At 70.4% G+C, this 25,686-nt stretch carries 22 protein-coding genes; 10 read left to right on the top strand and 12 right to left on the bottom strand.

Translation table 11 applies throughout. The annotated features are described in order from the left end of the window. Positions 1–22 precede the first annotated feature (22 nt). The 8 genes from I2W78_RS17950 (at position 23) to I2W78_RS17915 (ending at position 9,469) form a co-directional block, all read left to right on the top strand. Positions 23–1,474: an alkaline phosphatase PhoX gene (locus I2W78_RS17950; protein WP_196461223.1), complete on the top strand. Its 1,452-nt coding sequence runs from the start codon at positions 23–25 to the stop codon at positions 1,472–1,474. Between the two features lie 124 nt (positions 1,475–1,598). After that, entirely contained in the window at positions 1,599–2,177 is a 579-nt protein-coding gene (locus I2W78_RS17945) for a carbonic anhydrase (RefSeq protein WP_196461221.1), read from the top strand. Positions 2,178–2,185: 8 nt separating this feature from the next. Then, positions 2,186–3,640, top strand: a complete 1,455-nt coding sequence (locus I2W78_RS17940) for a SulP family inorganic anion transporter (RefSeq protein WP_196461219.1) — start codon at positions 2,186–2,188, stop codon at positions 3,638–3,640. 205 nt (positions 3,641–3,845) lie between these two features. Continuing rightward, positions 3,846–4,313 carry a hypothetical protein gene (locus tag I2W78_RS17935; protein ID WP_196461217.1) on the top strand — a complete coding sequence of 156 codons (468 nt, stop codon included), beginning with the start codon at positions 3,846–3,848 and terminating at the stop codon, positions 4,311–4,313. Then, on the top strand, positions 4,300–5,793 hold the full coding sequence (locus I2W78_RS41410; protein WP_196461216.1) for a sensor histidine kinase: 1,494 nt from the start codon (positions 4,300–4,302) through the stop codon (positions 5,791–5,793). Before I2W78_RS17935 ends, I2W78_RS41410 begins: the two co-directional genes overlap by 14 nt. Then, positions 5,790–6,479: a response regulator transcription factor gene (locus tag I2W78_RS17925; RefSeq protein WP_196461214.1), complete on the top strand. Its 690-nt coding sequence runs from the start codon at positions 5,790–5,792 to the stop codon at positions 6,477–6,479. The genes I2W78_RS41410 and I2W78_RS17925 overlap by 4 nt, the downstream gene beginning before the upstream one ends. Positions 6,480–6,752: 273 nt before the next feature. Next, positions 6,753–7,937 carry a DUF6236 family protein gene (locus tag I2W78_RS17920; protein WP_196461212.1) on the top strand — a complete coding sequence of 395 codons (1,185 nt, stop codon included), beginning with the start codon at positions 6,753–6,755 and terminating at the stop codon, positions 7,935–7,937. Then, on the top strand, positions 7,934–9,469 hold the full coding sequence (locus I2W78_RS17915) for a hypothetical protein (protein ID WP_196461210.1): 1,536 nt from the start codon (positions 7,934–7,936) through the stop codon (positions 9,467–9,469). The genes I2W78_RS17920 and I2W78_RS17915 overlap by 4 nt, the downstream gene beginning before the upstream one ends. A gap of 12 nt (positions 9,470–9,481) precedes the next feature. On the opposite strand, the gene I2W78_RS17910 is transcribed toward I2W78_RS17915, so the two are convergent. The 5 genes from I2W78_RS17910 to I2W78_RS17890 form a co-directional block, all read right to left on the bottom strand. Next, positions 9,482–12,958 (bottom strand): WD40 repeat domain-containing serine/threonine protein kinase, encoded by a 3,477-nt coding sequence (locus I2W78_RS17910; protein WP_196461208.1) that lies wholly within the window; start codon positions 12,956–12,958, stop codon positions 9,482–9,484. Between the two features lie 148 nt (positions 12,959–13,106). Then, on the bottom strand, positions 13,107–14,222 hold the full coding sequence (locus I2W78_RS17905; RefSeq protein WP_196461206.1) for an SPFH domain-containing protein: 1,116 nt from the start codon (positions 14,220–14,222) through the stop codon (positions 13,107–13,109). Between the two features lie 57 nt (positions 14,223–14,279). Further along, complete coding sequence (locus I2W78_RS17900) at positions 14,280–14,717, bottom strand: NfeD family protein (protein WP_196461185.1); 438 nt, start codon at positions 14,715–14,717, stop codon at positions 14,280–14,282. Positions 14,718–14,832: 115 nt separating this feature from the next. Beyond that, positions 14,833–15,189 carry a hypothetical protein gene (locus I2W78_RS17895; protein WP_196461183.1) on the bottom strand — a complete coding sequence of 119 codons (357 nt, stop codon included), beginning with the start codon at positions 15,187–15,189 and terminating at the stop codon, positions 14,833–14,835. Between the two features lie 242 nt (positions 15,190–15,431). Continuing rightward, complete coding sequence (locus I2W78_RS17890; RefSeq protein WP_196461181.1) at positions 15,432–16,091, bottom strand: nuclear transport factor 2 family protein; 660 nt, start codon at positions 16,089–16,091, stop codon at positions 15,432–15,434. A gap of 171 nt (positions 16,092–16,262) precedes the next feature. Here I2W78_RS17890 and I2W78_RS17885 point away from each other — a divergent pair, with 171 nt between their 5' ends. Both I2W78_RS17885 and I2W78_RS17880 read left to right on the top strand, forming a co-directional pair. Next, positions 16,263–16,895, top strand: a complete 633-nt coding sequence (locus I2W78_RS17885; protein WP_196461179.1) for a TetR/AcrR family transcriptional regulator — start codon at positions 16,263–16,265, stop codon at positions 16,893–16,895. Positions 16,896–16,963: 68 nt separating this feature from the next. Next, positions 16,964–20,119 (top strand): ATP-binding protein, encoded by a 3,156-nt coding sequence (locus tag I2W78_RS17880; protein ID WP_196461177.1) that lies wholly within the window; start codon positions 16,964–16,966, stop codon positions 20,117–20,119. Here the strand turns inward: I2W78_RS17880 and I2W78_RS17875 are convergent. From I2W78_RS17875 to I2W78_RS17845, 7 genes are all read right to left on the bottom strand, one after another. Continuing rightward, positions 20,097–20,891, bottom strand: a complete 795-nt coding sequence (locus I2W78_RS17875; RefSeq protein WP_196461175.1) for an ABC transporter permease — start codon at positions 20,889–20,891, stop codon at positions 20,097–20,099. The two genes, I2W78_RS17880 and I2W78_RS17875, sit on opposite strands and share 23 nt — an antisense overlap. After that, complete coding sequence (locus I2W78_RS17870; protein ID WP_196461173.1) at positions 20,888–21,868, bottom strand: ATP-binding cassette domain-containing protein; 981 nt, start codon at positions 21,866–21,868, stop codon at positions 20,888–20,890. Before I2W78_RS17870 ends, I2W78_RS17875 begins: the two co-directional genes overlap by 4 nt. Before the next feature lie 81 nt (positions 21,869–21,949). After that, complete coding sequence (locus I2W78_RS17865) at positions 21,950–22,906, bottom strand: alpha/beta hydrolase (RefSeq protein ID WP_196461171.1); 957 nt, start codon at positions 22,904–22,906, stop codon at positions 21,950–21,952. Between the two features lie 114 nt (positions 22,907–23,020). Further along, on the bottom strand, positions 23,021–23,467 hold the full coding sequence (locus I2W78_RS17860) for a cupin domain-containing protein (RefSeq protein WP_196461169.1): 447 nt from the start codon (positions 23,465–23,467) through the stop codon (positions 23,021–23,023). 30 nt (positions 23,468–23,497) lie between these two features. Then, positions 23,498–24,229, bottom strand: a complete 732-nt coding sequence (locus I2W78_RS17855) for an SDR family oxidoreductase (protein ID WP_196461167.1) — start codon at positions 24,227–24,229, stop codon at positions 23,498–23,500. Between the two features lie 78 nt (positions 24,230–24,307). Next, complete coding sequence (locus tag I2W78_RS17850) at positions 24,308–24,955, bottom strand: hypothetical protein (RefSeq protein WP_196461165.1); 648 nt, start codon at positions 24,953–24,955, stop codon at positions 24,308–24,310. Next, positions 24,945–25,460, bottom strand: coding sequence for a SigE family RNA polymerase sigma factor (locus I2W78_RS17845; protein WP_196461163.1), 516 nt, complete (start codon positions 25,458–25,460; stop codon positions 24,945–24,947). The genes I2W78_RS17850 and I2W78_RS17845 overlap by 11 nt, the downstream gene beginning before the upstream one ends. Positions 25,461–25,686 lie beyond the last annotated feature (226 nt).

Below are 25,686 nucleotides of genomic sequence, written 5' to 3'. Positions count from 1 at the left end.
ACCACTCCGCTCGGGAGACGAGATGCCGCTGAACCGCAGGGAAATGCTGAGCCGATCGGCGCTGGCCGGCGCCGGGGTCATGCTCATCGGCAGTGTGGAGGCGCTGCTCACGGCGCCCGGCGCCGTGGCCGACACGGCCGCGACCGGTGGCGCTGTCGGCTACGGCCCGCTGGTCCCGGACCCCAAGGGCATCCTCGCCCTGCCCGAGGGCTTCTCCTACCGGATCCTGACCCGCACCGGTGTCACCACCCTGGAGTCCGGCCAGACCACCCCGAGCAACCACGACGGCACGGGCGCGTTCTCCGCCGGCGGAGACGACGATGACGACGACGCCGTGACCCTGCTGGTGAACAACCACGAGATCGACGACCCACTGAGCGAGGCCGACGACCCGGTGCCGCACCTGGACGGTCTGGTCTACGACCCGGCTGCGGCCGGCGGCTGCACGGTCGTCGAGGTGGCCGATGATTCCGTGCGCGAGTGGGTCGGCATCGCCGGCACCTCCACCAACTGCGCGGGCGGCGTCACCCCCTGGGGCACCTGGCTCACCTGCGAGGAGACCGAGGACAAGGCCGGCGAGGCCGGCATGACCAAGGACCACGGCTACGTCTTCGAGGTCGACCCCGAGCACGGTAGCGCAGCCAACCTCGACCCCAAGCCGATCAAGTGCCTCGGCCGCTACGCCCACGAGGCGGTCGTCGTCGACAAGAACCGCGGCCACCTCTACCTCACCGAGGACGCCTCCAAGCCCAACGGCCTCCTCTACCGCTGGACCCCGCCGGTCCGCTTCACCCACGGCCCCGGCAAGCTGCGCGCCCTGGCCGACAACGCGGGCGTGCTGGAGGCGTTCAAGTGCTTCGACGCCGGCGGCCAGTACGTCGACGACCTCTCGCGCGCCACGAAGGTCGGCACCGTCTACCGCGTGGACTGGGTCAAGGTGCCCGACCGTGACGCCGTCACCACTTCCGTGCGCAAGCAGTTCCTGGCCGGTGAGATCACCCGCTCCCGCAAGCTCGAGGGCATGTGGTGGGGCGACGGCGGCGCCTACTTCGTCTCCAGCTACGCGCGCACCGAGAGCCCCGGCGCCCCGCACGACGGCCAGGTGTGGTTCTACGACCCGCGCACCAGCACCATCACCCTCAAGGTCCTGCTGGCCGTCAACACCGACCCGTCGCAGGACGGCGCCTACGACGGCCCCGACAACATCACCGTCTCTCCTTTCGGCGGCCTGGTGATCGCCGAGGACGGCGAGGGCGTGTCCCACCTTTTCGGTGCCACCGCCGACGGCCGGACCTACCCCATCGCCCGCAACGAGCTGAACGTCGGCACCGCCGAGGCCCCGGAGTACAGCGAGTTCGCCGGCGTCACCTTCTCCGCCGACGGCAGGACGCTGTTCGCCAACATCCAGGACCCCGGCATCCTCCTCGCCATCACCGGCCCGTGGACGGGCGACGACGACGGCGACGACGACTAGTTCCGCCGGTTCCACTTCCCCTTGATTCCGCCCCCCACGGTTCCACCAGTTCGACGGCGGTGGCTCAACGGCGAGCCATTGCCGGTCCCTTGCCAGTGACACCTCTCCTCACGAGGAAACTGACATGCAAACCCTCATCGCACACGCACGCACCTTCGCCCACTCCCAGGGCGCCGAACTGGGCGAACTGGCCGCAGGGCAGTCGCCGTACGCACTCTTCATCACCTGCTCCGACTCCCGTGTCATCCCCTCACTCATCACCGGTGCCCGCCCCGGTGAGCTCTTCGAGCTGCGTACGGCGGGGAACATCGTCCCGCCGTACGACGTGGGTCCCACCTCCGAGGCCGCGACGATCGAGTACGCCGTCAAGGTGCTCGGTGTCACCGACATCGTGGTCTGCGGGCACTCGCACTGCGGCGCGGTCGGCGCGCTGGTGCGCGGCGACGATCTCTCGGCCGTTCCGGCGGTGCGCGAGTGGCTCGGTCACGCCGCCGCACTGCCGTCCGGCGCACCGGACGACCCACTGGTCGCCGAGGCGGTCCAGCACCACGTCTTGGGGCAGGTGGTCCGGCTGATGTCGTACCCGTGCGTCGAGACGCGCCTGAGGGACGAGCGGCTGCGGGTCCACGCCTGGTTCTACGAGGTCCACACCGGCGCCGTGCTGGCGTACCAGAACGAATCCGACTCCTTCCAGGCGCTGTGAGGCATCCGATGAACACCGCTTACTTCAAGCAGGACTTCGCTGCCTCCGTCGTCGTGTTCCTGGTCGCCCTGCCGCTGTGCGTGGGCGTGGCTGTCGCCTCGGGTGTGCCGGCCGAACTCGGCATCGTCACCGGTATCGTCGGCGGTCTCGTCACGGGCATGCTGCCGGGCAGCAGCCTTCAGGTGTCGGGCCCGGCCGCCGGAATGACCGTGCTGGTCTTCGAGGCCGTGCACACGCACGGGCTCGGCGCGCTCGGCGTGATCGTGCTGGCCACGGGGCTGCTGCAACTCGGCATGGGCGCGCTGCGCTGGGGCCGCTGGTTCCGGGCCATCTCCGTCGCCGTGGTCGAGGGCATGCTCGCCGGAATCGGCCTGGTGCTGATCGCCGGCCAGCTGTACGCGATGACGCAGAGCAAGGCACCGGCCTCCGGGATCGACAAGATCGCCGGACTGCCGGGCATGTTCGCCGACTCGCTGGGCTCCGCCCCGGCCGTGACCTCGCTGCTGCTGGGCGTGGGCACCATCGCCGTACTCGTGCTGTGGCCGAAGCTGCCGAAGAAGGTACGGGTCGTGCCGGGCCCGCTGGCGGCTGTCGCGCTCGCGACCGTCGCCTCGCTGGCGTTCAGCCTGCCCGTGACCAAGGTGACGGTCGAGGGGCTGGTGTCGGTGATCCAGCCGCCCGCGCCCTCCGCCTTCGCCGATCTGGTGGATGTCGGGGTGCTGAGCACAGTCCTGGCGTTCACGCTCATCGCCTCGGCGGAAAGCCTGTTCAGCGCGGCCGCTGTGGACCGGCTGCACGACGGTCCGCGCACCCACTACGACAAGGAGCTGATGGCCCAGGGCGTCGGCAACACGGTCTGCGGCCTGCTCGGCGCGCTGCCGATGACCGCGGTGATCGTGCGCAGCGCGGCCAACGTCCAGGCGGGGGCGCGGACCAAGGCGTCCCGGGTCATGCACGGAGCCTGGCTGCTGCTGTTCGCCGCCCTGCTCCCGGCCGCGCTGGGCGTCATCCCCATCCCGGCACTCGCGGCCGTCCTGGTGTACTCCGGCTTCAAGCTGATCCCGGTGAAGGGGCTCGCCATCCTGTGGCGTGGCCACCGCGGCGAGGCCGTGATCCTCGTCGTCACCGCGGTGTCGATCGTCGCGATCAGCATGTTCGAGGGCGTTCTGATCGGTCTCGCGCTCGCCGTGGTCAAGACGGCCTGGGAGGCGTCCCACGTCAAGCTGGAGATCGTCGACAAGGGGGCGGGTCCCGTGCAGGCCCACCTGAGCGGCAACGCGACCTTCCTGCGGCTGCCGAAGATCCTCGACGCCCTGGAGGCCATCCCGCAGGACCGCACCGTCGAGCTGAACCTCACCCGGGTGCACCACCTCGACCATGCCTGCCGTACCGCCCTGGAGAACTGGGCCGACCGGCACGGAGTGGCCGACTCCGCGTCGGCCAAGGTCATCACTGCCGTCTGAACGGAACGCGGGGGCGGCACCCCGTACGGACATCAACAGCGTCCGTGCGGGGTGCCGCCCCCGCACACAGTCCGCGCATCGCCCACACACAAAGTTCAAGAGCAGGCAATGCGTCCAGCAGGCCGCTGCCGGACCTCGCTGGTACCTCTTCGGGCTGGGTCCGATGACGCACCCCGCCCCAGCACCCCGAGGAGGTCGTACCCCCGTGACCCGCAGCCAGCGTCTCGCCGCTCTCGCGGTCGGCGCGCTTCTGCTCGTCGGAATCCCCGTCGCCGGTGCCCAGCAGGCACCGCCTCCGGATCTCGGTGAGCCCGTCGTCGTCGGCCGCACCGGCCCCGGTGCCACGAGTAGTTCCGTACCGGCCCCGGAGAGCCGGGCGTCGGAAGGGACCCGAACCCGGTCGCCGTCACCCGGCGCGACGACATGGACCCCCGACGAGTACGGCGACGAGGACACCGTCGCCCCCGCCACCACCGAGGCGGAGCAGCCTGAGGACACGGACCCCGACCGGACCCGTACGGCGCAGCCCGTGGCGCCGAAGCCCCCTGTGCCCGCAGGGAGGTCGGCCGATGACGATACGACGGCGTCGGCTCCGGCCACCTCGGCCACCCCGAGTCCGTCCGAGTCCGACGACGGAGACGATGACGGGGACGACTCCGGTGAGGACGGCTGAGCCCGAACCGCCGAAGCGGCCCGTCGGCACGGCCGGGCGCCACCCGCTCCGGTCGATCCGAGTGCGTCTGCTGGGGCGGATGCTGGTGCTCGTGGGGCTGACGCTGGCGAGCCTCACCGGCGCGGAATCGTTCATCCTCACGGCTCGCCTGAACGAACGCGTCGACCGCGAACTCGCCCACGACGTCGAGGCGTTCCGTTCCTTCGCGACCGCGACCGCGACCGCGACGTCGGGCGGTGCGGGGTCGGCTAACGGCGGCATCCGCGCACTCTTCGTCTCCTACCTGGAGGGCTACATACCGGAGCACGGCCAGACCCTGATCACCCTGGTCGACTCAGAGCCGTACCGCCGCTCCGCCGAGAAGCCACTGGCTCGCCTGGACACCGACCGCGCGCTCATGGCCAGGGCCGCCACGGTCCGCTCACCCTCCTACGGGGACGCGACGAGCGCTGCGGGCTCCGTGCGGTTCGTGGCCGTGCCCGTCACCGTGGTGGGCGACCCGGCGCGAGGCGTGCTCGTCATCGCCGTCTTCACCCATCAGGAACGCGACCACATCCGCGAGTCGATCCGCATCCAGATCTCTCTCGGTCTCGGCGCGATGCTGCTGTCCGCCTGCGTCGGCTGGATCTTCGCCAGCCGTATCGTCGCGCCGTTGCGGCTCCTGCGGGACACCGCCCGGTCGATCCACGAGTCGGACATCACCCGCCGTATCCCCGTCCAGGACCGGGACGAGATCGGCCAACTGGCAGGCACCTTCAACGACATGCTCGACCGCCTGGACGACGCGTTCACCACGAAACGGCAGTTCATGAACGACGTGGGCCACGAACTGCGCACCCCCATCACCATCGTGCTCAGCCGACTGGAGACACTCCCCGACGACGCGGCGGACCGCGCCCGGACGGTGGCGGTGGTCACCGACGAACTGCACCGCATGCACCGCATGGCGGAGGAACTCCTCATGCTGGCCAAGGCCCGCCGCCCGGACGCCCTGCGCCCCGAGGACCTCAGCCTCTCCGAACTGATCGAAGAGGTGTACGTCAAGGCCGCCGCGCTGGCCGAACGCCGCTGGCTCCTCGACTTCGCGGAGAACCCGAACCGCGACACCCTCCACGCCGACCGCCAGCTCCTCACCCAGGCCATGATCCAACTCGCCCAGAACGCCGCTCAGCACACCGAGCAGCACGGCCGTATCTGGATCGGCGGCCGGGCCGGAGCCGACCGGGTCGAACTGTGGGTCAAGGACAGCGGCCCCGGCATCCGGCAGGGCGACCAGCAACGCATCTTCGAGCGGTTCACGAGGGCGCAGGAGAGCCGGGGCAGAACCGGGGCCGGGCTCGGACTCGCCATCGTCAAGGCCATAGCCGAGGCGCACCACGGCGAGGTCCAGGTGGACAGCGCTCCGGGCCGCGGAGCGACCTTCACCCTGGGCATCCCCTACGTCACCCACGCCCTGAACGGCGGCACCCACGAACCATGAGCCATACCGGACGGCCCCGCCACCACCTCCTCATCGCCGAGGACGAGACCCACATAGCCTCCTACCTCTCGGAACGCTTCACCGCTCAGGGTTTTCGCACCACCGTCGTCACCGACGGCGAGGCAGCCCGGCGCGCGGCCATGTCGGGCACCTTCGACCTGATGGTCCTGGACATCGGCCTGCCCGGCGAGAACGGCTTCACCGTCATCGCCCGCCTGCGCACGGCGCACAGTGCCCTCCCGGTCATCATCCTCACCGCCCGGGACACCGTCGCCGACACGGTGCACGGCCTGGAGGGCGGAGCCGACGACTACATGACCAAACCCTTCAGCTTCGAGGAACTCCTCGCCAGGGTCCGCCTGCGCCTGCGGCTGCGCGAGAGCGACAGCTCCGTCCTGCGCCGCGCCGGAATCGCCCTGGAGACCCGAACCCGCCAGGCGTACGTCGACGGCCGGATCATCCCGCTCAGCGCCCGAGAGGCAGCCCTGCTGCAACACCTCATGCGCAACGCCGGCGAGGTGCTCAGCCGGGAGGACCTGCTCTCCGACGTCTGGGGGTACGAGGCGTCGGAAGGCTCCAACGTCGTCGATGTGTACGTCCGATACCTCCGCCGCAAGGTGGGGGCGTCCAGAATCACCACGGTGCGCGGACAGGGCTACCGTCTGGAGGGGGACGAACTCGCGTAACGCCCGCCGATCTTCACTACGACGTCCGGTCGAGGGCCCCGGAACCGTGACGCCGGACCTGCCGATCCCCCTCAGCCAATCTCACGCACACCTTCAACAACGGTGACCCGGAGGTCACGGTCCCCGCGGGCACCGACCACACCGCCGGCATCGACTGGCTGACGCATGAGCCCTGGGTAAACTCCAGGCAGATCCGATGGGCCGATGTGCCGATGGGGCGCCGACGTTGGGGGCCTGGTGAACCCGATAGCGTTGTATTACCCGCACATTCATGTGCGGGATGACACCTGGCTGAAGTACGCCGCGCTGTACTGGCCCAAGATGGGCAGGCTTTGCCCGCCGGACTACCCCCTCCTGGATTCCGTGGTGTCCACGCGGTTGCACGAGGAGCGGTGGCTGGTGGACATCGAGCCGCCGAAGTGGGCATGGGCCGAGGTGGGGCAGCCGTTCCTGACGTTGATCAACGATCACGCCCAGGCGCTGCGTGATCGCTTCGGGGTCCACCGGATCGACACCTGGGGCATTCCCGCCGACGAGGCCGGATTCGGGTACGCCGGAGACCTGCGTTCGACGGGGAGGACCGACGATCCGGCGGCGCGCGACGCGGTGACGTGGCTCAATCCCCGGTTCGGATTCGTGCACGCCAGCAAGATCGGACCCGAGGTCGTGGCCGCCTCTGTGGAGGCCGGGCTTGCGATCACCGGGCCGGGCAGAGGCGGGACCTGGGTGGGGATGCATCCGGAACTCGCGTCCGTCTACACCTGCGCGTTGACCGAACGCGTCGCCCTCGACAACCAGCTGCAGCCGGTCACCGATCAGGAGCTGTCCCACACCGCGTTGTCCGGTTGGACCCTCGACCGCCTGGTGCGCCTGCTGGTCGACCCTCCCGCGCCTCATGACGACCGGTCCCAGCCCGGTCCGGACCTGGTGGACGCGTTCGTGTTCCTGGCATTCGCGACCGTGGTGCCGGCGAACCTGGACGCCGTACCGGTCGAGAAGATCATCGAGGTCCGGTCGAAGTTCGGCGCCGAGTTGGACGCCTTCCGGACGTACGTCACCGAGCAGGTGCAAAGCTTTGCCGCACTGGAGCACGTACGCGACCTGGCCGTCTTTCAGGAGTACCTGCACAGCGAAGTCCAGCGGACCGTGTCCGCGCAGCTGGGCGAGTTGCGGGAGCGGCTGCGGAGTGTGGGCCTTGAGTCGGTTTGGGCCCTGGCCAACGTCAAGTCGGTGGCGTTGCCGCCGCTGGCCGCGCTGGCGGCCCAGACGGCCGGGGTACCCGCGGCGTTCACTGTGCCCGCCGCGGTGGCCGCCTGCGTGGTCAGCGCGCCCGTCCAGTGGCGCCGACAGCGCCGGGCGGCTCTCGAGGAGTCGCCCGTCAGCTACCTGTTCCAGCTCGAGCAGGAAATCAGTCCCCCCACCCTGATCGACCGGCTGCGAAGGGTCTGGCCGGCGTGACACCCGAAGGAGGCCCGCGTGGCGCGGGAACGGACGACACGTTCGCGGTCGTGCTGCGCGAAGTGTTCCAAGGGCTCGCTCAGCAGCACGCGTCGAACGTCGACCTGGCCCTGCTGATGGATCCGGCGCCGGATCCGGAAACGCAGGCGCGGGTGCACGCGCTCGAGGATCGCATCGTCCATGAACTCGCCGTCGACGCGCCGAAGGGCTGGCTGCGGCTCGACGCTGTGTTCGCGCTGACCGGACAGACCGAAAGAGCACGCCTGGTCTACGACATCGACGCCCGGTCACTGGACATCGGGCCCAGTGCCTCGGTGATGGACCTGGTACGCGCACACCGGGAACTGGCCGCGCTGATGCCCACCGGACCGTGGTGGCGCTTGGAGATCCGGTTGACGGCCGACGGCGTCCCCGAAGTCGACTACGACCACGGCGAAGCGCCGTTCCCGGACGAGTACCTGCTTCCGCCGGACGCGTACCGCGCCGACCTGGCACGCTTCGGGTTTCCGCACGAGAAGCTGCCTACCTGGCTCGCGGCCTACGTAGGCCATGAGGACCGGCAGTCGCGCAGCCCGCGGGTGGCCGCGGCACGGGCACGGGCCGACGCGGAGGCCGAGGTACGGGGGGTGGCGCTGGGCGACGCGATGCCCGAACTCCCGGTGGTGTGGGCGTGGTGGGCGACGCTGTCGGCCGCGTTCGTCGCGGCGGGATCCCTGAGGGGTCCCCGAGTGCGGCCCTCGCACGCCTGGTTCGAGAACTCCTCCCGAGGAGGTTCGACACTCCGGCTGCTCCCCGGGGAGCGCGCGGTGCTGTCGGGGGGCGTGCGGGATGCGCCCGAACTGGCTGCCGCATACCGGGGGGACGCGCCGTTCCCCGACCTGTTCGCCGGAGCGCCGGACTGGGTGACGGACGACGTCCTCGACGCACGCGGATCGAACGGCCTGATGTCCTTCTGTTACTGGTACGAGGGGCAACGCTGGTGCCGTGGCGAGTCGCAGGAGCCCGAGGACGTCGCCGTGGCCCTGCCGGGCATCCGGACGGCGGCCACCGTGAGCGACACCGTCGCGCGTCTGACCGGGCGGGGCGGGGAGCCGGCCGTGCGGAGGGCGGCGGCGCGGCTGGTGGCCGCGGCCGAGGCAGGAGCGGTCACCCGCGACATGGTGGTCCACCTGTTCGGTGGCGGGGACGCCGACATCGACGGTGCGTTCCAGCAACTGTGGATGGCCGACGTGGTGAGACGCACGGATTTGCCGCCGATCCCCGAAGACCGGGCGATCGCCATCGTGCGCGAGTACATGCTCGCCAACGGTCTGGAGGGCCCGGACTATTCGGTCCGTGATCTCACGGCGTCGCGGCTCGGCGTCGGCTGGATGGTCTACGTTCCCGTGCCCCGGGGAGAGACGAGGATCTGGCGGGCGATCTTCTACGTGGCCGATGACGGCGTGCTGGAACGGTCGTCGTCGGCCGAGGCACCCTCCCGCTACGAGGCCGGATTCGAGCAGCGGTTTCACGAGCGTCGCCGAAGCCGGTGAGCCGATCCCGCCTCACCCCACGTCCAGCTCCCAGTCGAGTGCCCACAGCCGGACGACGCCGTCGCTTCCCCCGGACACGACGAAGTGTCCGTCGCCCGTCAGCGCGACGGACTCGACGCCACCGGGGTGCGCCTCGACCGCGCGTACGCATCGGCCCGATGCGATGTCCCAGATCCGCAGTGTCGTGTCCTCGGCGCCGGAGACCACGTAGCGTCCGTCCGGGGTGAAGCGGATCCCCTTCGCGTTGCCGAGGTGTTCGTCGAGTACGGCGACGCAGTCGCCGGTGGCGACGTCCCAGACCCGGATGGTCCGGTCCTCGTAGCCGCCGGCGGACACGGCGAGACGACCGTCGCCGCTCAGTGCCGTCGCCATCGTCCAATGGGTGTGTCCGAGGAGGACGCGCGTGCAATGACCGGTGAAGAGGTCCCACAGCCGTACGGCCGCGTCCGCTCCCGCGGTGGCGGCCAGTCGTCCGTCGCTGCCGATCCACGCGGATTGCACGGGGCCCCGGTGCCCGGTCAGCGTCCGCAGGCAGGTTCCGCGTTCCAGGTCCCAGAGCCGAAACGATCGGTCGGCACCGCCGATCAGTGCGCGCCGTCCATCGGCACTGAACCGGGCCGATCTCGCCCCCCGGCTCATCGGTCCGATCATGCGCATCAGGGGATCACTGGTGTCGACCGCGATCAGGCGCTCCCCGTCCACGGAGTACAGCAGTTGTCCCGTGTCGACGGACCAGGCGTGCGCCGAACCGTCTCGGCCGGACGCCATGACGCGCGTTCCGTCCGCGCTCAGTTGCACCACGTCGACCGCGCGATGGGCGCCGGTCCGCTTCGGGTTGGCGATGGTCCGCAGGCAACGGCCGCTCTCCACGTCCCACAGACGCAGCGTCCCGTCGATCCCGCCCGAGACCGCGATCCGTCCGTCGGCGGTCACGTCGACCGACATGATCGCGGATTCGTGTCCTGCCAGGCTCCGTACGGTCCACACGGCACGCAGGCCGATGCGGGCGGCGGACCGGCTCAGTGAGCGCCAGGCCGCCATCACCTTCGGCGCCCGCTCATGGCCGGGGACCTTCCGGGCCTCACGGAGCCGCACGAGCGCGGTGGTGCGGTCCCCGGCCGCCGCCAGCCGCGCCGCCTCGTCGACCAGTGCCTCGACCTTCTCGTCCCGCTCGCTCAGCTCCCGGTGCTCACGGGGCCGGCTCAGCTGGGGCGGCGCGGTGTGGGCGCTGGGCGTCCGCCACAGCCGGATCGCGTTGTCCTGCCCGGCGGACAGGGCGTACTGGTCGTTCAGTCCCCATTGCACGTGGCATACGTCGCCGTCGTGGCCACGGAACGTTCGCAGGCACTGGCCGGTGTCCACGTCCCACAACCGCACGGTGCCGTCCACCGCTCCGGAAAGGAGCCGTTTGCCGTCCGAGGCCAGGGCCAGCGACTTGACGATGCGGGTGTGCCCGGTCAGCGTCCGGGTCTGGCGGCCGGTCGGCAGATGCCAGATGTCGATGGTCGAGTCCCAGTTCCCGATGGCCGCGACTCCCGCGTCGAGGTCGAAGCCGAGCGCCGACTGGTTGACACCATCGCTGCCGAAGACATGTCGGGACCGCCCGGTCCGCAGATCCCACACGCGAGCGACGCAGTCCTTGTATCCGGCGACGAGCACCCAGCGGCCGTCAGGACTGAGTTCGGCCCTGACGAACTGCTCGACCTCCTGGTCGAGCCGCCACCGCACCTGTCTGCTGCGCAGGTCCCAGACGACGAGAGCGGCACCCGGCCTCCCGTCGTGCCTCGTGTACTCCAGGCCGACCGCGACCCCCGTGCGGGCACTCAGCGCGGCCCACGCCAAGCTGCCCGCCGTCCGGATGGCGCGCAGGCACGTGCCGTCGGACAGGTCCCACAACCGCGCCGTGTTGTCGCCGCCGGTGGACGCCGCGTACCGACCGTCGGGGGTGATCCGGACGGAGTGGATTCCTTTGGAATGGCCTCCCAGGGTGTGCAGGCACCGCCCGGTGAGCACATCCCACACCCGGACCTCGTCGTCGACGCCACCGGTCACCGCGCGCCGCCCGTCGGCGGAGACATCGACTTTGAGCATCGGGTCGGCCCACCCGGGGCGAGTCCACACCCAGCGGATCTCCCGCATAGCAAGGCACTGGGCATCGACGACACCGGAATCAAGGGATTCCAGCGCCGCACGGACATCGGGTCGGCCGGACACCTCGGGGTCCGCGCGTTCGAGGAGCGGACGGGCGGCCCTGAGGTCACCGCGTTCCAGGTGGGCGAGGCCCAGCACATGCCGGGCCGACCAGGAGTCCTCGGTGTCGCGGCGGACGGCCTGAAGGTCGGTGATGACGTCCTCGTCGGTGATCTCGCCACGGCGCCAGCGCATCAGCCCGACGTTGTACGTGGCCTCCGCGTGCTGCGGATCGGCGGACAGCGCTGACGCGAACGCGGCCTCGGCGTCGTCCGGCCGAGCGAGGTCGAGGAACGACAGAGCCCGGTTGTTGAGTTCGTCGCCCCGCAGATCCGCTTCCTGCGGCTCCAGACGTGGATAGGTCCGGCCGGTCACCGACCGGTAGATGCCGGCGATCTCGGCGGCGACATCGGTCATCGACCCGGGCCGGGCCGAAGCGTCGATCGTTAAGCAGCGTTCCAGGAGATCCGCCAGGCGGGGCGGAATCGGGGGGAGGGTGGCGTCCGCGAAGGCGCCGGCCCGGTACCTCGCGAGGAACGAGCCCGCTTCGGGGCCGAGCCCCCAGCGCACCCCGCCGGCAAACATCTCCAGCACCGATGCCGCGAAGCTGAAGATGTCGGTGCGCCGGTCGAGGTGACGACGCGCCATCTGCTCGGGGGAGGCGTACGCCTTCGTCATCCCGCCGAACGACACCGTGTTGCTCGTCTCGGGCGACGCGTCCCCGGTCGCGGTACTCGGGTCGGCGACTCGACGGGCACGGGCCAGGCCGAAATCGGTGACCTTGGCGGTGACCATGCTGTCGTCGTGGTCGCCGAGCAGGACGTTCTCGGGCTTCACGTCCTGGTGGACCAGGTTCCTGCTGTGGGCATGGCCGAGCCCCCAGGCGATCTGGACGGCCACGTCGAGGACGCGTGCGACGGCCACATCCCGGTCATCCGCGTACAGGCGCCGATCGGCGATCCAGTCGTGCAGGCTGCCGCCGCTCACGTACTCCGCGAACACGCGCGGGACATCGTCGAACGAGCGCACATAGTGGCAGCCGCAGATGTTCGGGTGCAGCCCCAGCGAAACCCATGCCTCGGCCTCCGCGACGAACAGGGCTTTCTGAGCGTCGGTTTCGAACCAGTCGGCGTTCGGGCATTTCACCGCCAGGTCGATCTCCCACTGCTTGTGCCAGACCCGCAGCACCTGGCCCATCGTGCCCTTCCCGGCGACCTCCCGCACGTGATAGCGGCCGTCCACCGTCCGGCCGACCGTCCACTGCGTCGGAGCGCCCGCCGCGCTCTCGGCCCCACTCATCCGGTGCCCGCTTCTCGTCCGCGCCGCCCCGGGAAACGCGCTGCGCCTGAGATCATGCCTACGAACCGCGGTACGGCACCCACCCGACTCGGCCAGTCTCTACGAAGGATCCACACACCCGAGATGCGCGGCGCCACCGCACCGTTGCTCAACCGCCGGACGTGTGCTCCCGGCGCGGCATCTGGGGCGACTTCGCAGCCGCGGCCTCGGCCTCGGCCTTGGCGTCGCTCACCGCGGCGGCGGCCTGCTTCTCGGCCTCGTCGGCGGCCGCGGCCGCGTCGAGCGAGGCCGACCAGCCCGCATCGAGCTCCGGAGTCCGGCCTTCGTCCGACGTGTCGTCGGCGCCGGCGGTGGCCGCTTCCTCGGGTGGCGCGGTTTTGTGCGGACCCGGCGTCGACTGATCACCGAACGCACGGGTGACGGTCCGAACTGCCTCGGTCAGCTCCCCCGGGATCACCCAGAACGTGTTGTTGTCGCTGCTCGCCAGGTGCGGCAGCGTCTCGAGGTACTTGTAGGCCAGGATCTTCGGGTCGGCATTGTTGCGATGGACGGCCTGGAAGACGAGTTCCACCGCCTTCGCCTCGCCGTCCGCCCGCAGGATCATGGCCTGCTGCGTGCCCTGCGCCTCCAGGATGTCCTTCTGCTTCGTGCCTTCCGCGGTGAGGATCTTGGCCTGGCGCTCCCCTTCGGCGTGCAGGATGGCCGCGCGCTTGTCACGCTCGGCCCGCATCTGCTTCTCCATCGCTTCCTTGATGGTGTGCGGTGGATCGATGGCCTTGATCTCGACACGGTTGACCCGGATGCCCCACTTGCCGGTGGCGTCGTCGAGGACGGCGCGCAGCCGGGAGTTGATCTCCTCACGCGAGGTGAGCGTCTCCTCCAGGTCCATGCTGCCGATGACGTTCCGCAGCGTGGTCACGGTGAGCTGATCGATCGCCTGTAGGTAGTCGGCGACCTCGTAGGCCGCCGCCCGCGGGTCGGTGATCTGGTAGTAGAGCACGGTGTCGATGTTCACCACGAGGTTGTCCTCGGTGATCACCGGCCTGGGGTCGGACGAGTAGACCTGCTCGCGCACGTCGAGTTTGGTGTTGATGCGGTCCGCCACCGGCACGACCAGGTTCAGGCCGGGTTGCAGCGTCCGGTGGTATCGGCCGAACCGCTCGATGTTGTAGCGGCGCGCCTGCGGGACGATCCGCACAGTGGAGGCCACGAGGAAGACGACGACAATGGCCGCCACAAGAGTGAGGATGACAACCGGATCCACAGTGCCTCCGTTGCTGTGTGTTCAGCCGTTCAGCCGTTCAGCTGTGTGTTCAGCCGTTCATGGGAGGAGTTCGCGGGGGTAGACGATGGCCGTGGCGCCTTCGATCTCCATGACGTCCACCAGCGCTCCCACCGGGATCACCAGGCTCTCGTCGAAGGCGCGGGCGGACCACTCCTCGCCGGACAGTTTGATCAGGCCGCGGGTAGCGGTGACCTCCTGCACGACCTCGGCCCGCTTGCCGATCAGCGCATCACTGCCCTCCCGTGTGAGGGGTCGCTGTGCCATGTTCCGCAGCGCGATGGGACGGACGATGAAGAGGCCCGCTGCCGCTGCTGCCCCCAGGGCCAGGAGCTGGCCGAGAAGGCCGACACCCAGACCGGCGACTACGGCGGCAACCAACGCGGCGCCCGCCAGCAACCCGAAGACCAGCGTCAGGGTGAAGAACTCCGCAGCACCCAATGCCGCGGCGGCGAGCAGCCATACGAACCACGGCATCGAATCGCCCTCCTTCAGGGGCCTTGTCCACCAAGCTACCTCCCGGACCGCCGGGTAGAAACAGACACGGCAGCTGTGGTTCTTTGAGACGTCCACATGTGCCTGTACTTCGCGCTCACCCGACTTGCCGAGGCTGCGCCCCGGACGGGTCCGTCCACGGCTCGGTCCGCCGTCCGAACCAGTCGGAGAGAGCCGCGCCGCCCTGCAGCCCCAGGCTCAGGAACACCAGGTGGGGTGTGGTCGCGGACTGCAGGATGTCGGCGGCTTCGCTGGGCATGCCCGCCAAGTCGGCCACCGCCGGCACCAGGCCCCCCACGTACAGCACGAGTGCGGCGACCCCCTGCACCCGGATCCGCGCCCGGGACCACCGTGCGCGGGCCCTCTTCGGTGCCCAGCCGCGGAGCATGGCGATGCCGAGAGGCAGTAGTACCGCAGTGAACAGGCCGATCCAGCACCACAGGAAAACCGCCACGTCCCACTCCCTTTCCGTGCTTCCTCGGCGCGAAGTCTGCCCGCACGCACGGTCCGCCGTCACTGCCGGAATCCGGAACTCTCCAGGCGGCCGGATTGCGCGGGTACCGCAGCTCGGGGAGGTCTCGCGATGCGGTTCGATCGGTGCAGGGGGCGTGCGCACCCAGGGCCCGGCTGCCGGCGGCAGCCGGGCCCACAGCGTGCCCGTGAGACCGGACAAGCGCGGTCAAAGGCGGTGCCGGTTCAGCTCCCGTTGACCGCCGAGGCCCAGTCGAGGTTCACGCCCATGTCGGAGTACATCTTCGTGTAACCGACGAAACAGTCGAACTTCTCGACCTTGCCGTTGCGCAGGTACCAGAAGTCGGCGGTCGGGACGTCGATCTTCGAGCCGTTCGGCTTGAGGGTGCCCGCGGGCGTCTCCAGCGGCCCCTCGAACGTGCCCTGGATCGCCAGCTCGATGCTGACCACATCGCCGTTCACGGTGATGCGCTGAAGATCGCGGTGGACGTCCGGGAAGAGGCCGGCCATGTAGTTCGGAACGTCAACGAGCCCCTTGCCCGTGTAGCTGGCGCCGGCGACCTTGTCGTTGAAGACGCCGTCCTTGGTGAAGCTCTTGGCGAAGGCGTCGGCGTCCAGGGTCTTGCCCTCCGCCACGTAGTACGCCTTCAGGACGACCGCGAGGTTGGCTATCTCGTGCCTGGTCAGGTGGCGGTCCGTGAGGGGCAGTGCCGCCAGCTGGCGAGGCGTCAGGGCCGGGCGGGCCTCCGAGCTGCCGGCCGGCTGGACGTGAGCGGTGCCGGCGGCGGGGCTCGCGGCCTGCGTCGGCCCAGCCGCGATGGCGAGGCCGGCCAGGCTCGCTGCCGCGGCCGTGGCAGTGATCGTCTTCCATCCGAGCGACTTCATGTTCGTGTTCCTCCACGTTGGGGTTCCGGTGCGGCACGTTCAAATCAAACGATCGCTTGACTGTATGGAGAGCGGCTCGAACCTGTCAAGCGAATGATTGATTTAACTACCCGAGGGCGTCGCGCCTCGTCGGCTTGACAGCGAAATCAAGCAGCTGTTTGAGTTCTGTTCATGGCGACAGAACGGGCAGATCAGCGCCGCGAGGCCGGCCGGCGGACGCGGGACGGCCTGCTGGCCGCCGCGCAGGAGTTGCTCGCGCAACGCGGCCAGGAGGGTGTGACCCTCCGTGAGATCACAGGTCACGCCGGAGCCAACGTCTCCGCGGTGAGCTACCACTTCGGGTCGCTGAAGGCGCTGTGCGATTCAGCGATCGAGCAGGCGCTGGAGCGGTATCTGGACGCACAGATCGACGCGGTCGCCTCGCTCGACGCCACGTCCGGCGTCGAGGACCTGGCCGCGGCGTTCGCCCGGCCGATGATGCGCGCACTGGCCGCCGGCGGACCGGATCTGGCGGTCATGCGGACGGTGGCACGAGTCGGGATCGACCCCCCTGACGGCTGGGGCCGACTGACCCCGAAGTTCCAGCAGTCCCGGCAGGACATCGTCCGGGCGCTCTCGGCGAGCCTTCCCGGAGTCGACGAGCAGGAGTTGGACTTCCGCATACGCTGCGCGGCCGGCCTGCTGAACTGGCTCGCGTTGGCACCCATAGGCACCGAACTGGCCGGCAAACCCTCTGAGCAGATCGAGCGGTGGCTGGTCCCCGTGTTGGCCGGGGCGTTCCGCGGCTCCCCGAACGTCCGCTGAACCGGGCAGAGCGGACTCAAGGACTCGATCCCAGCCGCAGTCGGCGTTCTGCTGGCTAATCTTCGGGGGTGACCACCGAGTTGGCCCTGCTGTCCCGAGTCGCCTGTCGTGGGCGGGAGATCACCGCGCCCCGCTTGCGCGGGCTGTTGGCGTTGCTTGCCGAGGATCTGCGCACCGGCTGCAGCACCGGTCGGCTGGTGGAGGGGCTGTGGCGGGAGGAGTTGCCGGAGCGGCCGGCCAAGGCGGTGCAGATCCTGGTGTCGCGGCTCAGGTCCCAGCTGGGCGCCGATCTGATCGTGAGCACACCGACGGGCTATCGCATCGCGCTCGACGACGTGCAGGTCGACAGTTCCGCGGTGCTGATGTATGAGGCCGCGAGCGCCGAGCGTGCCAGGGCGGGGGATCACAAGGGCGCCTTGGAGCAGGCCGAGGCGGGCCTGGCTCTGTGGGACGGGAGCGTGGGCGCCGGCGCGGGCGAGGACCTGCATGATCCGGTGGTCGCACTGCGCGTCGATCGTGTCCGGGCGTTCCGTTCGCTGGTCCGGTCGCGGGCACTCGCGCTCGCCCGGCTGGGACGACGGGAGGAGGCCGCGGCGCCGCTGGCCGAGCTGGCCCGCGAACTGCCGCGCGACGAGGAGGTGCTGGCTCAGCTGCTGCGCTGCGAGGCCGCGGCGGCGGGGCGGGCCGCGGCGCTGACCCGGTACGACGCCTATCGCCGTCGACTGCGGGACGAGCTGGGCACCGACCCCGGTCCTGAACTGCGGTCCGTGTACCAGCAGTTGCTGAGCGCCGACGTGGCGCCGGTCCGGCACGGTGTGCCGCACGAGCCGAACCCGTTGCTGGGCCGGGACGCCGACGTCGCCGCCGTGGTGGGGCTGCTGCGCGACGTCCGCGTCGTCACCGTCGTGGGGCCCGGCGGGCTGGGCAAGACCCGCCTCGCTCATGCGGTGAGCCGTGCGGCCGAGCAACCGGTGGTCCATTTCGTCACCCTGGCCGGTGTCATCGCCGACGACGACGTGGCCGGTGAGGTGGCCTCGGCCGTCGGCGCGGGGGAAGGGCGGCAGTTCGCCGGCGGCGCGGATGCGGTGTCCGGCATCGTCGCAGCGCTGGGTTCGGGGCCCGTGCTGCTCGTGCTGGACAACTGCGAGCAGGTGATCCGGGGCGCGGCCGATCTCGTACAGGCGCTGGTGTCGCGGTCGAAGGGGCTGCGGATCCTGGCCACCAGCCGGGCCCCGCTGGGGCTGACCTCGGAGTCCGTGTACGCGCTGCCGGAGCTTTCCCTGGCGACCTCCGTCGAGCTCTTCGAGCAGCGGGCGCGGGCGGCGAGGCCCGGTGTGGAACTGCCCGCCGACCGGGTGGCCGAGATCTGCCGGCACCTGGACGGGCTGCCGCTGGCCGTGGAACTCGCCGCGGCCCGGGTGCGGGTGCTGTCCGTGGCCGACATCTCGCGTCGGCTCAAGAACCGCTTCACGCTGCTGCGGGGCGGCGCCCGCGACGCTCCCGAGCGGCATCGCACGCTGCGGGCGGTCGTCGAGTGGAGCTGGAATCTGCTGGAGCCCGACGGCAGGGCGGCCATGCGGGCGTTGTCGGTGTTCCCGGGCGGCTTCACCGAGGAGTCGGCACAGTACGTGCTCGGCGAGACCGGGGACGCGCTGACCCTGCTGGAGCAGCTGGCCGACCAGTCCCTGATCAAGGTGGACGACAGTCCGTCCGGGGTGCGCTTCCGCATGCTGGAGACGCTGCGGGAGTTCAGCGCCGATCAGCGGGCGGAGGCGGGCGAGGAGGAGGCGGTGACCGACCGTTTCCTCGCCTGGGCCCGCGATTTCGGCCGCGCCCACCACGATGTGCTGTTCAGCGGCGACCCGTTGTCCGCCTGGCGCCGGATGCGGGCCGAGCAGGACAACCTCGTCCTGGCGCTGCGGCACGCGCTGAACCGTGGCGACGCGCCGGCCATCGCCGCCGTCACCGCGGTGCTGTCCTCGCTGTGGGCCACCGACTCCAACTTCGCCCGGCTCGCCGCCCTCGCCGCCGAGACCGCCGGGCCGCTGTCCCATTTCCGCCCCGGACCCGAGAACCCCGAGGACGTGGAGCCGGCCCGCAGCGCGGCGGCCGTGTGCGCGGCCAGCCTGTTCATGGGCTTCGGCCCGCACGCCATACGTCAGCTCGTCACGCTGCGCCGGCTGCCGCCCGCCCGGCCGGACACCCTGTCGCGGGCGATGGCCGTCGTGCTGTGTGCCGTCCCGGACATACGCCCTCCGCAGTACGCGCGACTGCAGGAGCTCTGCGACGCCGACGAGCCCATGCTGGCGGGCGTCGCGGCCGGCGTCGCCAGCTACGTATGGGAGTCCGAGCACCAGCCGGAGCGTGCGCTGGAGTGCGCCCGGCGGATGGTCGACGCGCTGGAGCCGCTCGGCAATCCGGCCATGCGGCTGCTCGGTCACGGACGGGTCAGCGAGTTGTGCCTGCAGTCCGGGCGGGGCGCGGAGGCGTACGACCATCTGCGGGCCGCGCGGGACGAGCTCAGCGAGTTCGGCGACTGGTTCGACCTGGTCGGCGTCGGCTGGGGGCTGGTACTGGCCTGTCTGCACCGGGGGGAGATCGACGAGGCGGAGTACTGGCTGGGGCTCACGACCCTGGACCAGCAGCCGGAGGCCGCCCAGATCTACACGCCCGATCATCCGGCCCGGGCGGAGATCGCGCTGGCCCGGGGGCTGACCGAGGTCGGGCTCGGGCTGTGGCGGCAGGCCGTGGAGGGGATGCGGGAGGCCAGCCTGCTCTACGCCGACGATCCGTTCATGGAGCCGTGGTTGCTTCAGATGCAGTCGGCCGCGGTGGCGGCGCACGCCCAGCACGGCCGGCTGGAGCCGGTGGCGGGGCTGGCCGGGGAACTGCGGGAGCGGCTGCTTCAGATGCTGTCCGGCCCGTCGGGCTCCTCCGGTGACCGGGCTCCGGTGGAACTGCCGGTGTACGGCACGGTCCTGCTCGCCCTCGGTTTCGCCGGGCTCGCCCGGGGCGAGGCGTCGGCCGTGCGGCTGGTGGCGCTGGCGGAACGGATGCCGGTGGTACGGGAGTTCCCCACCCTCTCCCTGGCCCGGTCCCGGCAGGCGGCCGAGAAGGCCGACAGGGCGGCGTACGCCGACGCGGAGTCGGAGTACGCCGCCCTGGGACGGGACGAGCTGCGGGCAGCGGCGCTGCGCGAACTCAATTCCGCGGCTCGCGGTTGAACAGGGACCTGGACCACCAGTGGCCCAGCAGGCTCAGACCCAGGCACCAGGCCACGGTGAGGACGGCGTTGGTGGTGCCGATCCCGGTGCCCATGAGGAGGCCGCGCAGGGTCTCGATCGCGGGCGAGAAGGGCTGGTACTCGGCGAACCAGCGCAACCAGCCCGGCATGGCGTCCACCGGCACGAACGCGCTGCCCAGCAGCGGCAGGATCATCAGGGGCTGGGCGAGGTTGCTGGCGCCCTCGGCGTTGGGGGACGCCAGGCCCATGCCGACCGCGAGCCAGATCAGCGACACGCTGACCAGTGCCAGCAGCCCCGCCGCCGCGAGCCACTCCAGCGGTGTCGCGTTGGGCCGGAAGCCGATGGCCACACCGACGCCCAGCACCACGGCCAGGGCCATCAGTGACTGGATCACACTGCCGGCCACATGGCCGATCAGCACGGAGGTGCGGGAGATGGCCATGGTGCGGAACCGGGCGATGATGCCCTCGGTCATGTCCATGGCCACGGACACCGCGGTGCCGATCGCGATCCCGCCGATGGTCATCATCAGGATGCCGGGGACCAGGTAGGCGATGTACTCGGAGCGGTCCGCGGTGCCGCCGTTGAGGCCGGCGCTCATCACGTTGCCGAAGACGTACACGAACAGCAGCAGCAGGATGACCGGGGTGAGGAGGAGGTTGAGGGTGAGGGAGGGATAGCGGCGGGCGTGCAGGAGGTTGCGCCGCAGCATGGTGAGGTTGTCGCGGACGGCGTGGGTGGCGGCGCTCATCGGACGGTCTCCTTGGCGGTGGTCTGCGTGGACTGGGCGGGTACGGGGCTGCCGGTCAGGGCGAAGAACACGTCGTCGAGGTCGGGGGTGTGCACGGACAGCTCGTCGGCCTCGATGCCGGCGGCGTCGAGCCAGTCGAGGATGGCGCGCAGCTCGCGCTGACTTCCGCCGCTGGGGATCTGCAGGGTGAGCGTCTCGTCGTGGCGGGTCGTCTCGCGCAGTGCGGTGGTCGCCTGTTCGTACGCCGCCGGGTCGGAGAAGCGCAGCCGCACATGGCCGCCGGGGACGAGCCGCTTGAGCTCCTCGGCGCTGCCCTGCGCGACGAGCCTGCCGCCGTTGAGCACCGCGATGCGGTCGGCGAGCTGGTCGGCCTCCTCCAGGTACTGGGTGGTGAGGAAGACGGTGACGCCGCCCGTGACCAGCTCGCGGATGATCTGCCACATGTTGTGCCGGGAGCGCGGGTCGAGGCCGGTGGTCGGCTCGTCGAGGAAGATGATCCGCGGGTCGCCCACCAGGGTCATGGCGATGTCGAGGCGGCGCTTCATGCCGCCGGAGTAGGTGGACGCGGGCTTCTTCGCGGCCTCGACGAGATCGAAGCGCTCCAGCAGCTCGGCGGTGACCCGCCGTCCCTCGCGCTTGGAGAGATGGTGCAGGTCCGCCATGAGGAGCATGTTCTCCTCGCCGGTGATCAGACCGTCGACGGCGGAGAACTGGCCGGTGACGCCGATGGCGGCGCGTACCGACTGGGCCTCGGCGACGAGGTCGTGCCCGGCGATCCGGGCCTGCCCGCCGTCGGCGGAGATCAGCGTGGACAGGATGTTGACCGCCGTGGTCTTGCCGGCGCCGTTCGGGCCGAGGAGGGAGAAGACCGTGCCGGCGGGCACCTGGATGTCGATGCCGTCGAGGACGGTCTTGTCCCCGTAGGACTTGCGCAACCCGGTGGCCGCGATCGCGAGTTCGTGCTCTGTCGTCGTCATGCCGCAGAGCTTGCGGCCGCGGCGGTTCAGAACGGCCTCAACGCGGTTTCAGCTTCCGGCGAGGACGGAAACCGACGCCGGTCAGACGGTGCCGAGTGCCTTCCGCAGGACGTGAACGGCCTGCTCGACGGCTGCCGTTGATGCCGCGGAGGAGCGGACGGGGTTGAGCATCATGAAGTCGTGGATGATGCCGTTGTAGCGAACGCTCGTGGTCGGGACGCCTGCCTGAGTGAGCTTGGCGGCGTAGGCCTCGCCCTCGTCGCGGAGGACGTCGTTCTCGTCGACGATCACGAAGGCCGGGGGGAGACCCGCGAGGTCCTCAAGGGTGGCGCGGAGCGGCGACGCCGTGATCTCGTCGCGCTTCTCGGGGGCGTTCGGGATGTACGCGTCCCAGAACCAGGCCATGGAACGGGCCAGGAGGAACGGGCCGTCGGCGAACTCCCGATAGCTCTCGGTGTCCTGACCGGCGTCGGTGACCGGGTAGTAGAGCGATTGGTGCACGAAGTGCACGTCCCCGCGCTGTTTGGCCATGATCGCCACCGCCGCGGCCATGTTGCCGCCGACCGAGTCGCCCGCGACGGCCATCCGGCCGGCGTCGAGGCCCTCGCTGCTCCCGTTCTTGGTGACCCACTGAGCGGTCGCGTACGCCTGCTCGATGGCGGTGGGGTACTGCGCCTCCGGTGAGCGGTCGTACTCGACGAAGGCGAGGGCCGCCCGGGTGCCGTCGGCCAGCTCCCGAACGAGCCTGTCGTGCGTGCCGGAGTTGCCCAGGATCCACCCGCCGCCGTGGATGTAGAGGATCACCGGCAGTGGCCCGGTGGCGTCCACCGGCTTGATGAGCCGGACCCGCACGTCTCCGACCTGGGCCGGGACAGTGATCCACTTGTCCTCGCCGACCTCGGCCTTGTCGATGGGGGCTGCCTGGATGTCATCGAGCACCTTGCGGGCGCCCTCCGGACCGAGTTCGTAGAGGAAGGGAGGATTCGCGGTCGCGTCCGCGATTTCCTGCGCCTCCGGCTCGAGGACGTGGTTGACCACGAGTCGGCTCCTTTCGGTGGAGGAAGTCGATGCGAGTTCGGGGGATACCTCAACGCTAAGTCCGGGCGCACCGGTCGGCGACTCGTGGCGATGGAAGAGACCTGACGGCTCCGGTCAGGTGCCCGGACGGGGAGCTCGCAGGTGTTGACGTCGGGCCAGTTCTTCGTCGTCGACCAGGGTGAGCATGGGCTGACCCGGCGCGCACATCATGGTGACGACGAAGCGGCTCCAGGAGTCCGTCCGGTTGTTCCCGTCCTGGTAGTGGATGACGTCGCCGCCCGGTTCCCAGAAGGTCTCCCCGGCTTTGATCACCCGCTCGGGCTCGCCCTCCAGCTCGAAGAGCATCTCCCCCTCCAGCATGTAGCCGAAAGCGGGTCCCGCGTGCCGGTGCGGTGGGGCGCCGGGGTCGCCGGGAGGGTACTGGACGAGGACCGTCATCGCCTCCGCGCCCTCCGGGACGGACGGCGGTTTCACCGACTGCAGCACGGTGAACGCCGTCTTCCATGTTTCCGAGCGCGGTTGGCTCTCGGTGCGGTCCGCTGCCGGCTCGTCGTTCGCCATGGTGAGGCCTCCAGTGGTGGGCCGGCCGGTTCAGGAGAGCCAGTCGGTGTAGCGGGTGGGGGCGATGCGGGCGTCGCCCTTGGCGGTGAGGACGTCGCCCTCGACGACGGCGAACATGCCGGCGGTGTCGTCGGTGACGACGGTGCGGCCGTCGGGACGGGCGTCCAGGGTGATCCGGCCGAGTTCGTCGAGGGGGAAGACGTCGGGCCCGGCGATGTTGAGGGTCCCGTTCAGAGGGGGTCCGGCAGCGACTTCGGCGACGATGTCGGAGATGTCCTGGGCGGCGATCGGCTGGAGCGGGGTGGTGGGCAGGCGGACGGTGTCGCCCTCCGTGGTCCAGGACAGGATCGCGTCGACGAACTCCATGAACTGGGTGGCGCGGACGATCGAGTAGGGGATCGGCCCGGCCTTGAGGATGTCTTCCTGGAGGACCTTGGCCCGGTAGTAGTCGAGCTGGGCCACGTGTTCCACGCCGACGATCGAGAGGATGACGACGTGGCCCACCCCGCCCTCCCGGGCGGCGGCCAGGATGTTGTCCATCGAGGTCTGGAAGAACGCCAAGGACGCGTCGTCGAAGGTCGGGGAATTCGTCAGGTTGACAACCACCTCGGCGCCGGCCACGGCCTCCGCCACGCCCTGGCCCGTGATCACGTCGACACCTGTGGACAGCGAGTGCGGCACGGCCTCGTGCCCGGCCGCTTCCAGCTTCTTCACGACCTGCGACCCGATCAGGCCGGTACCGCCGATGACCGCGATATTCATAGGGCACCTTTCGTCGCGCATCGATGGGTCATACGTCCAGATTGCGACGGCCCGGTGCGCGGCGCACCCGGTCGCTGCTCACCCGGCGTCGGCCGTCACCGAGAGGGTGTCGCCGAGGTCGATCCGGGTGTAGAACCACTGGGCGTCCTTGGCGCCGAGGCCGATCCAGTCGCCTCTGACCCTGAAGTCGCTCAGGCCCTTGAGCCGAGGGGCGAAGAGGCCGACGTAGTGCGGTCCGCCCTCCTCGTCGCGCAGCTCGACCACATACGGGAAGCTCACCACGGCGGAGGCCTTGGAGGGCACGTCGATGGTCAGGTCCGTCGGGTTCTGTTTCGCGACCACCGTCAGCGAGCTCGTGGACCCGAGTGAGGCGTCGGATGCCGAGACGATCGGCAACGCGCGGCCGTCGAGCGTGAGGGTGCGTCCGGGCAGGTCGAGCGTGCCGGAGACGGGCACCGGGCTGGTCACGGACGGTGTGGCGTCATCGGGAGACGCCAAGGCCGGGGACCGGTGGCCGGGCGGCTGGTCCGGGTTCCCGGCCGGGAGCAGCGTCAGCGCGAGGCCCAGCAGCGCCAGCGCCGCGGTCCCCGCGCCGAGGGTGTACGCGGTACGGCGGCGGCGTCTGCGGCGCATCGCCCGGGCACGGATCCCGGGGCCGGGGACGACCGGTGGGGTCGCCCGGGTGGCGGCCAACTCATGGAGCGCGGCGGAGAGTTCATCGGGCATGGCCGCTCCCCTCCCGGACCGGCCAGTCGGCCTCGTCCTCCGCAAGACGCCGCGCCAGCGCCGCCCGCCCCCGCGACAGCCTCGCCTTGACCGTGCCCACGGGCGCACCGGTCTCGGAGGCTACCTGCTCGACGCTCAGGTCGCACAAATGGTGCAGGACGATCGCCATCCGCTGAGCCTCGGGCAGTTCGCGCAGGGCGGCCACGAGCGCGGTGTGCTCGGGGCCCGGCCCCGGGGTGGATTCCGGCGGCGGAGTGCGCCGCACCAGTTCCAGCCAGCGCTTCGCCCGCCGCCAGCGGCTCACCGCCAGCCGCATGGCCACCGTGCGGATCCACGCCTCGGGCGCGCTGTCCGCGAGGAACCGCTGTCGCCGGTCCCAGGCCCGTACGAACGCTTCCTGGACGACGTCCTGGGCCTCGCCGTGGTCTCCGGTGAAGGCGTAGAGCTGTCCGGTCAGCCGGGGGAACGCGGTCGCGTAGAAGGCGTCGAACTCGTCCTCGGTCATGCCTCCACCGGAATCCGTGCCCTTTCCTTGCAACCCGGCCACCTCCGCCGTGCGTACAGGTCCCGTGGGTCGCGCAGATCGCATCCAGCGACGCGCGACCCCACCGGGAAGACGGCGCACACGGGTTTTGGGCTCCCTCTTTCCTCAACGGTGTTGGCTCGTCGGCCGTTCAGCCTGTCTGCGCGCGGAATGAGCCCACCGACCGGGCCGGACGCCCACTTGTCCG

This window comes from Streptomyces spinoverrucosus, from assembly GCF_015712165.1.
Lineage (GTDB): Bacteria > Actinomycetota > Actinomycetes > Streptomycetales > Streptomycetaceae > Streptomyces > Streptomyces spinoverrucosus_A.
Note: the sequence above shows the minus strand (reverse complement) of the source record. Positions and strands in the feature narration are given on the sequence as shown.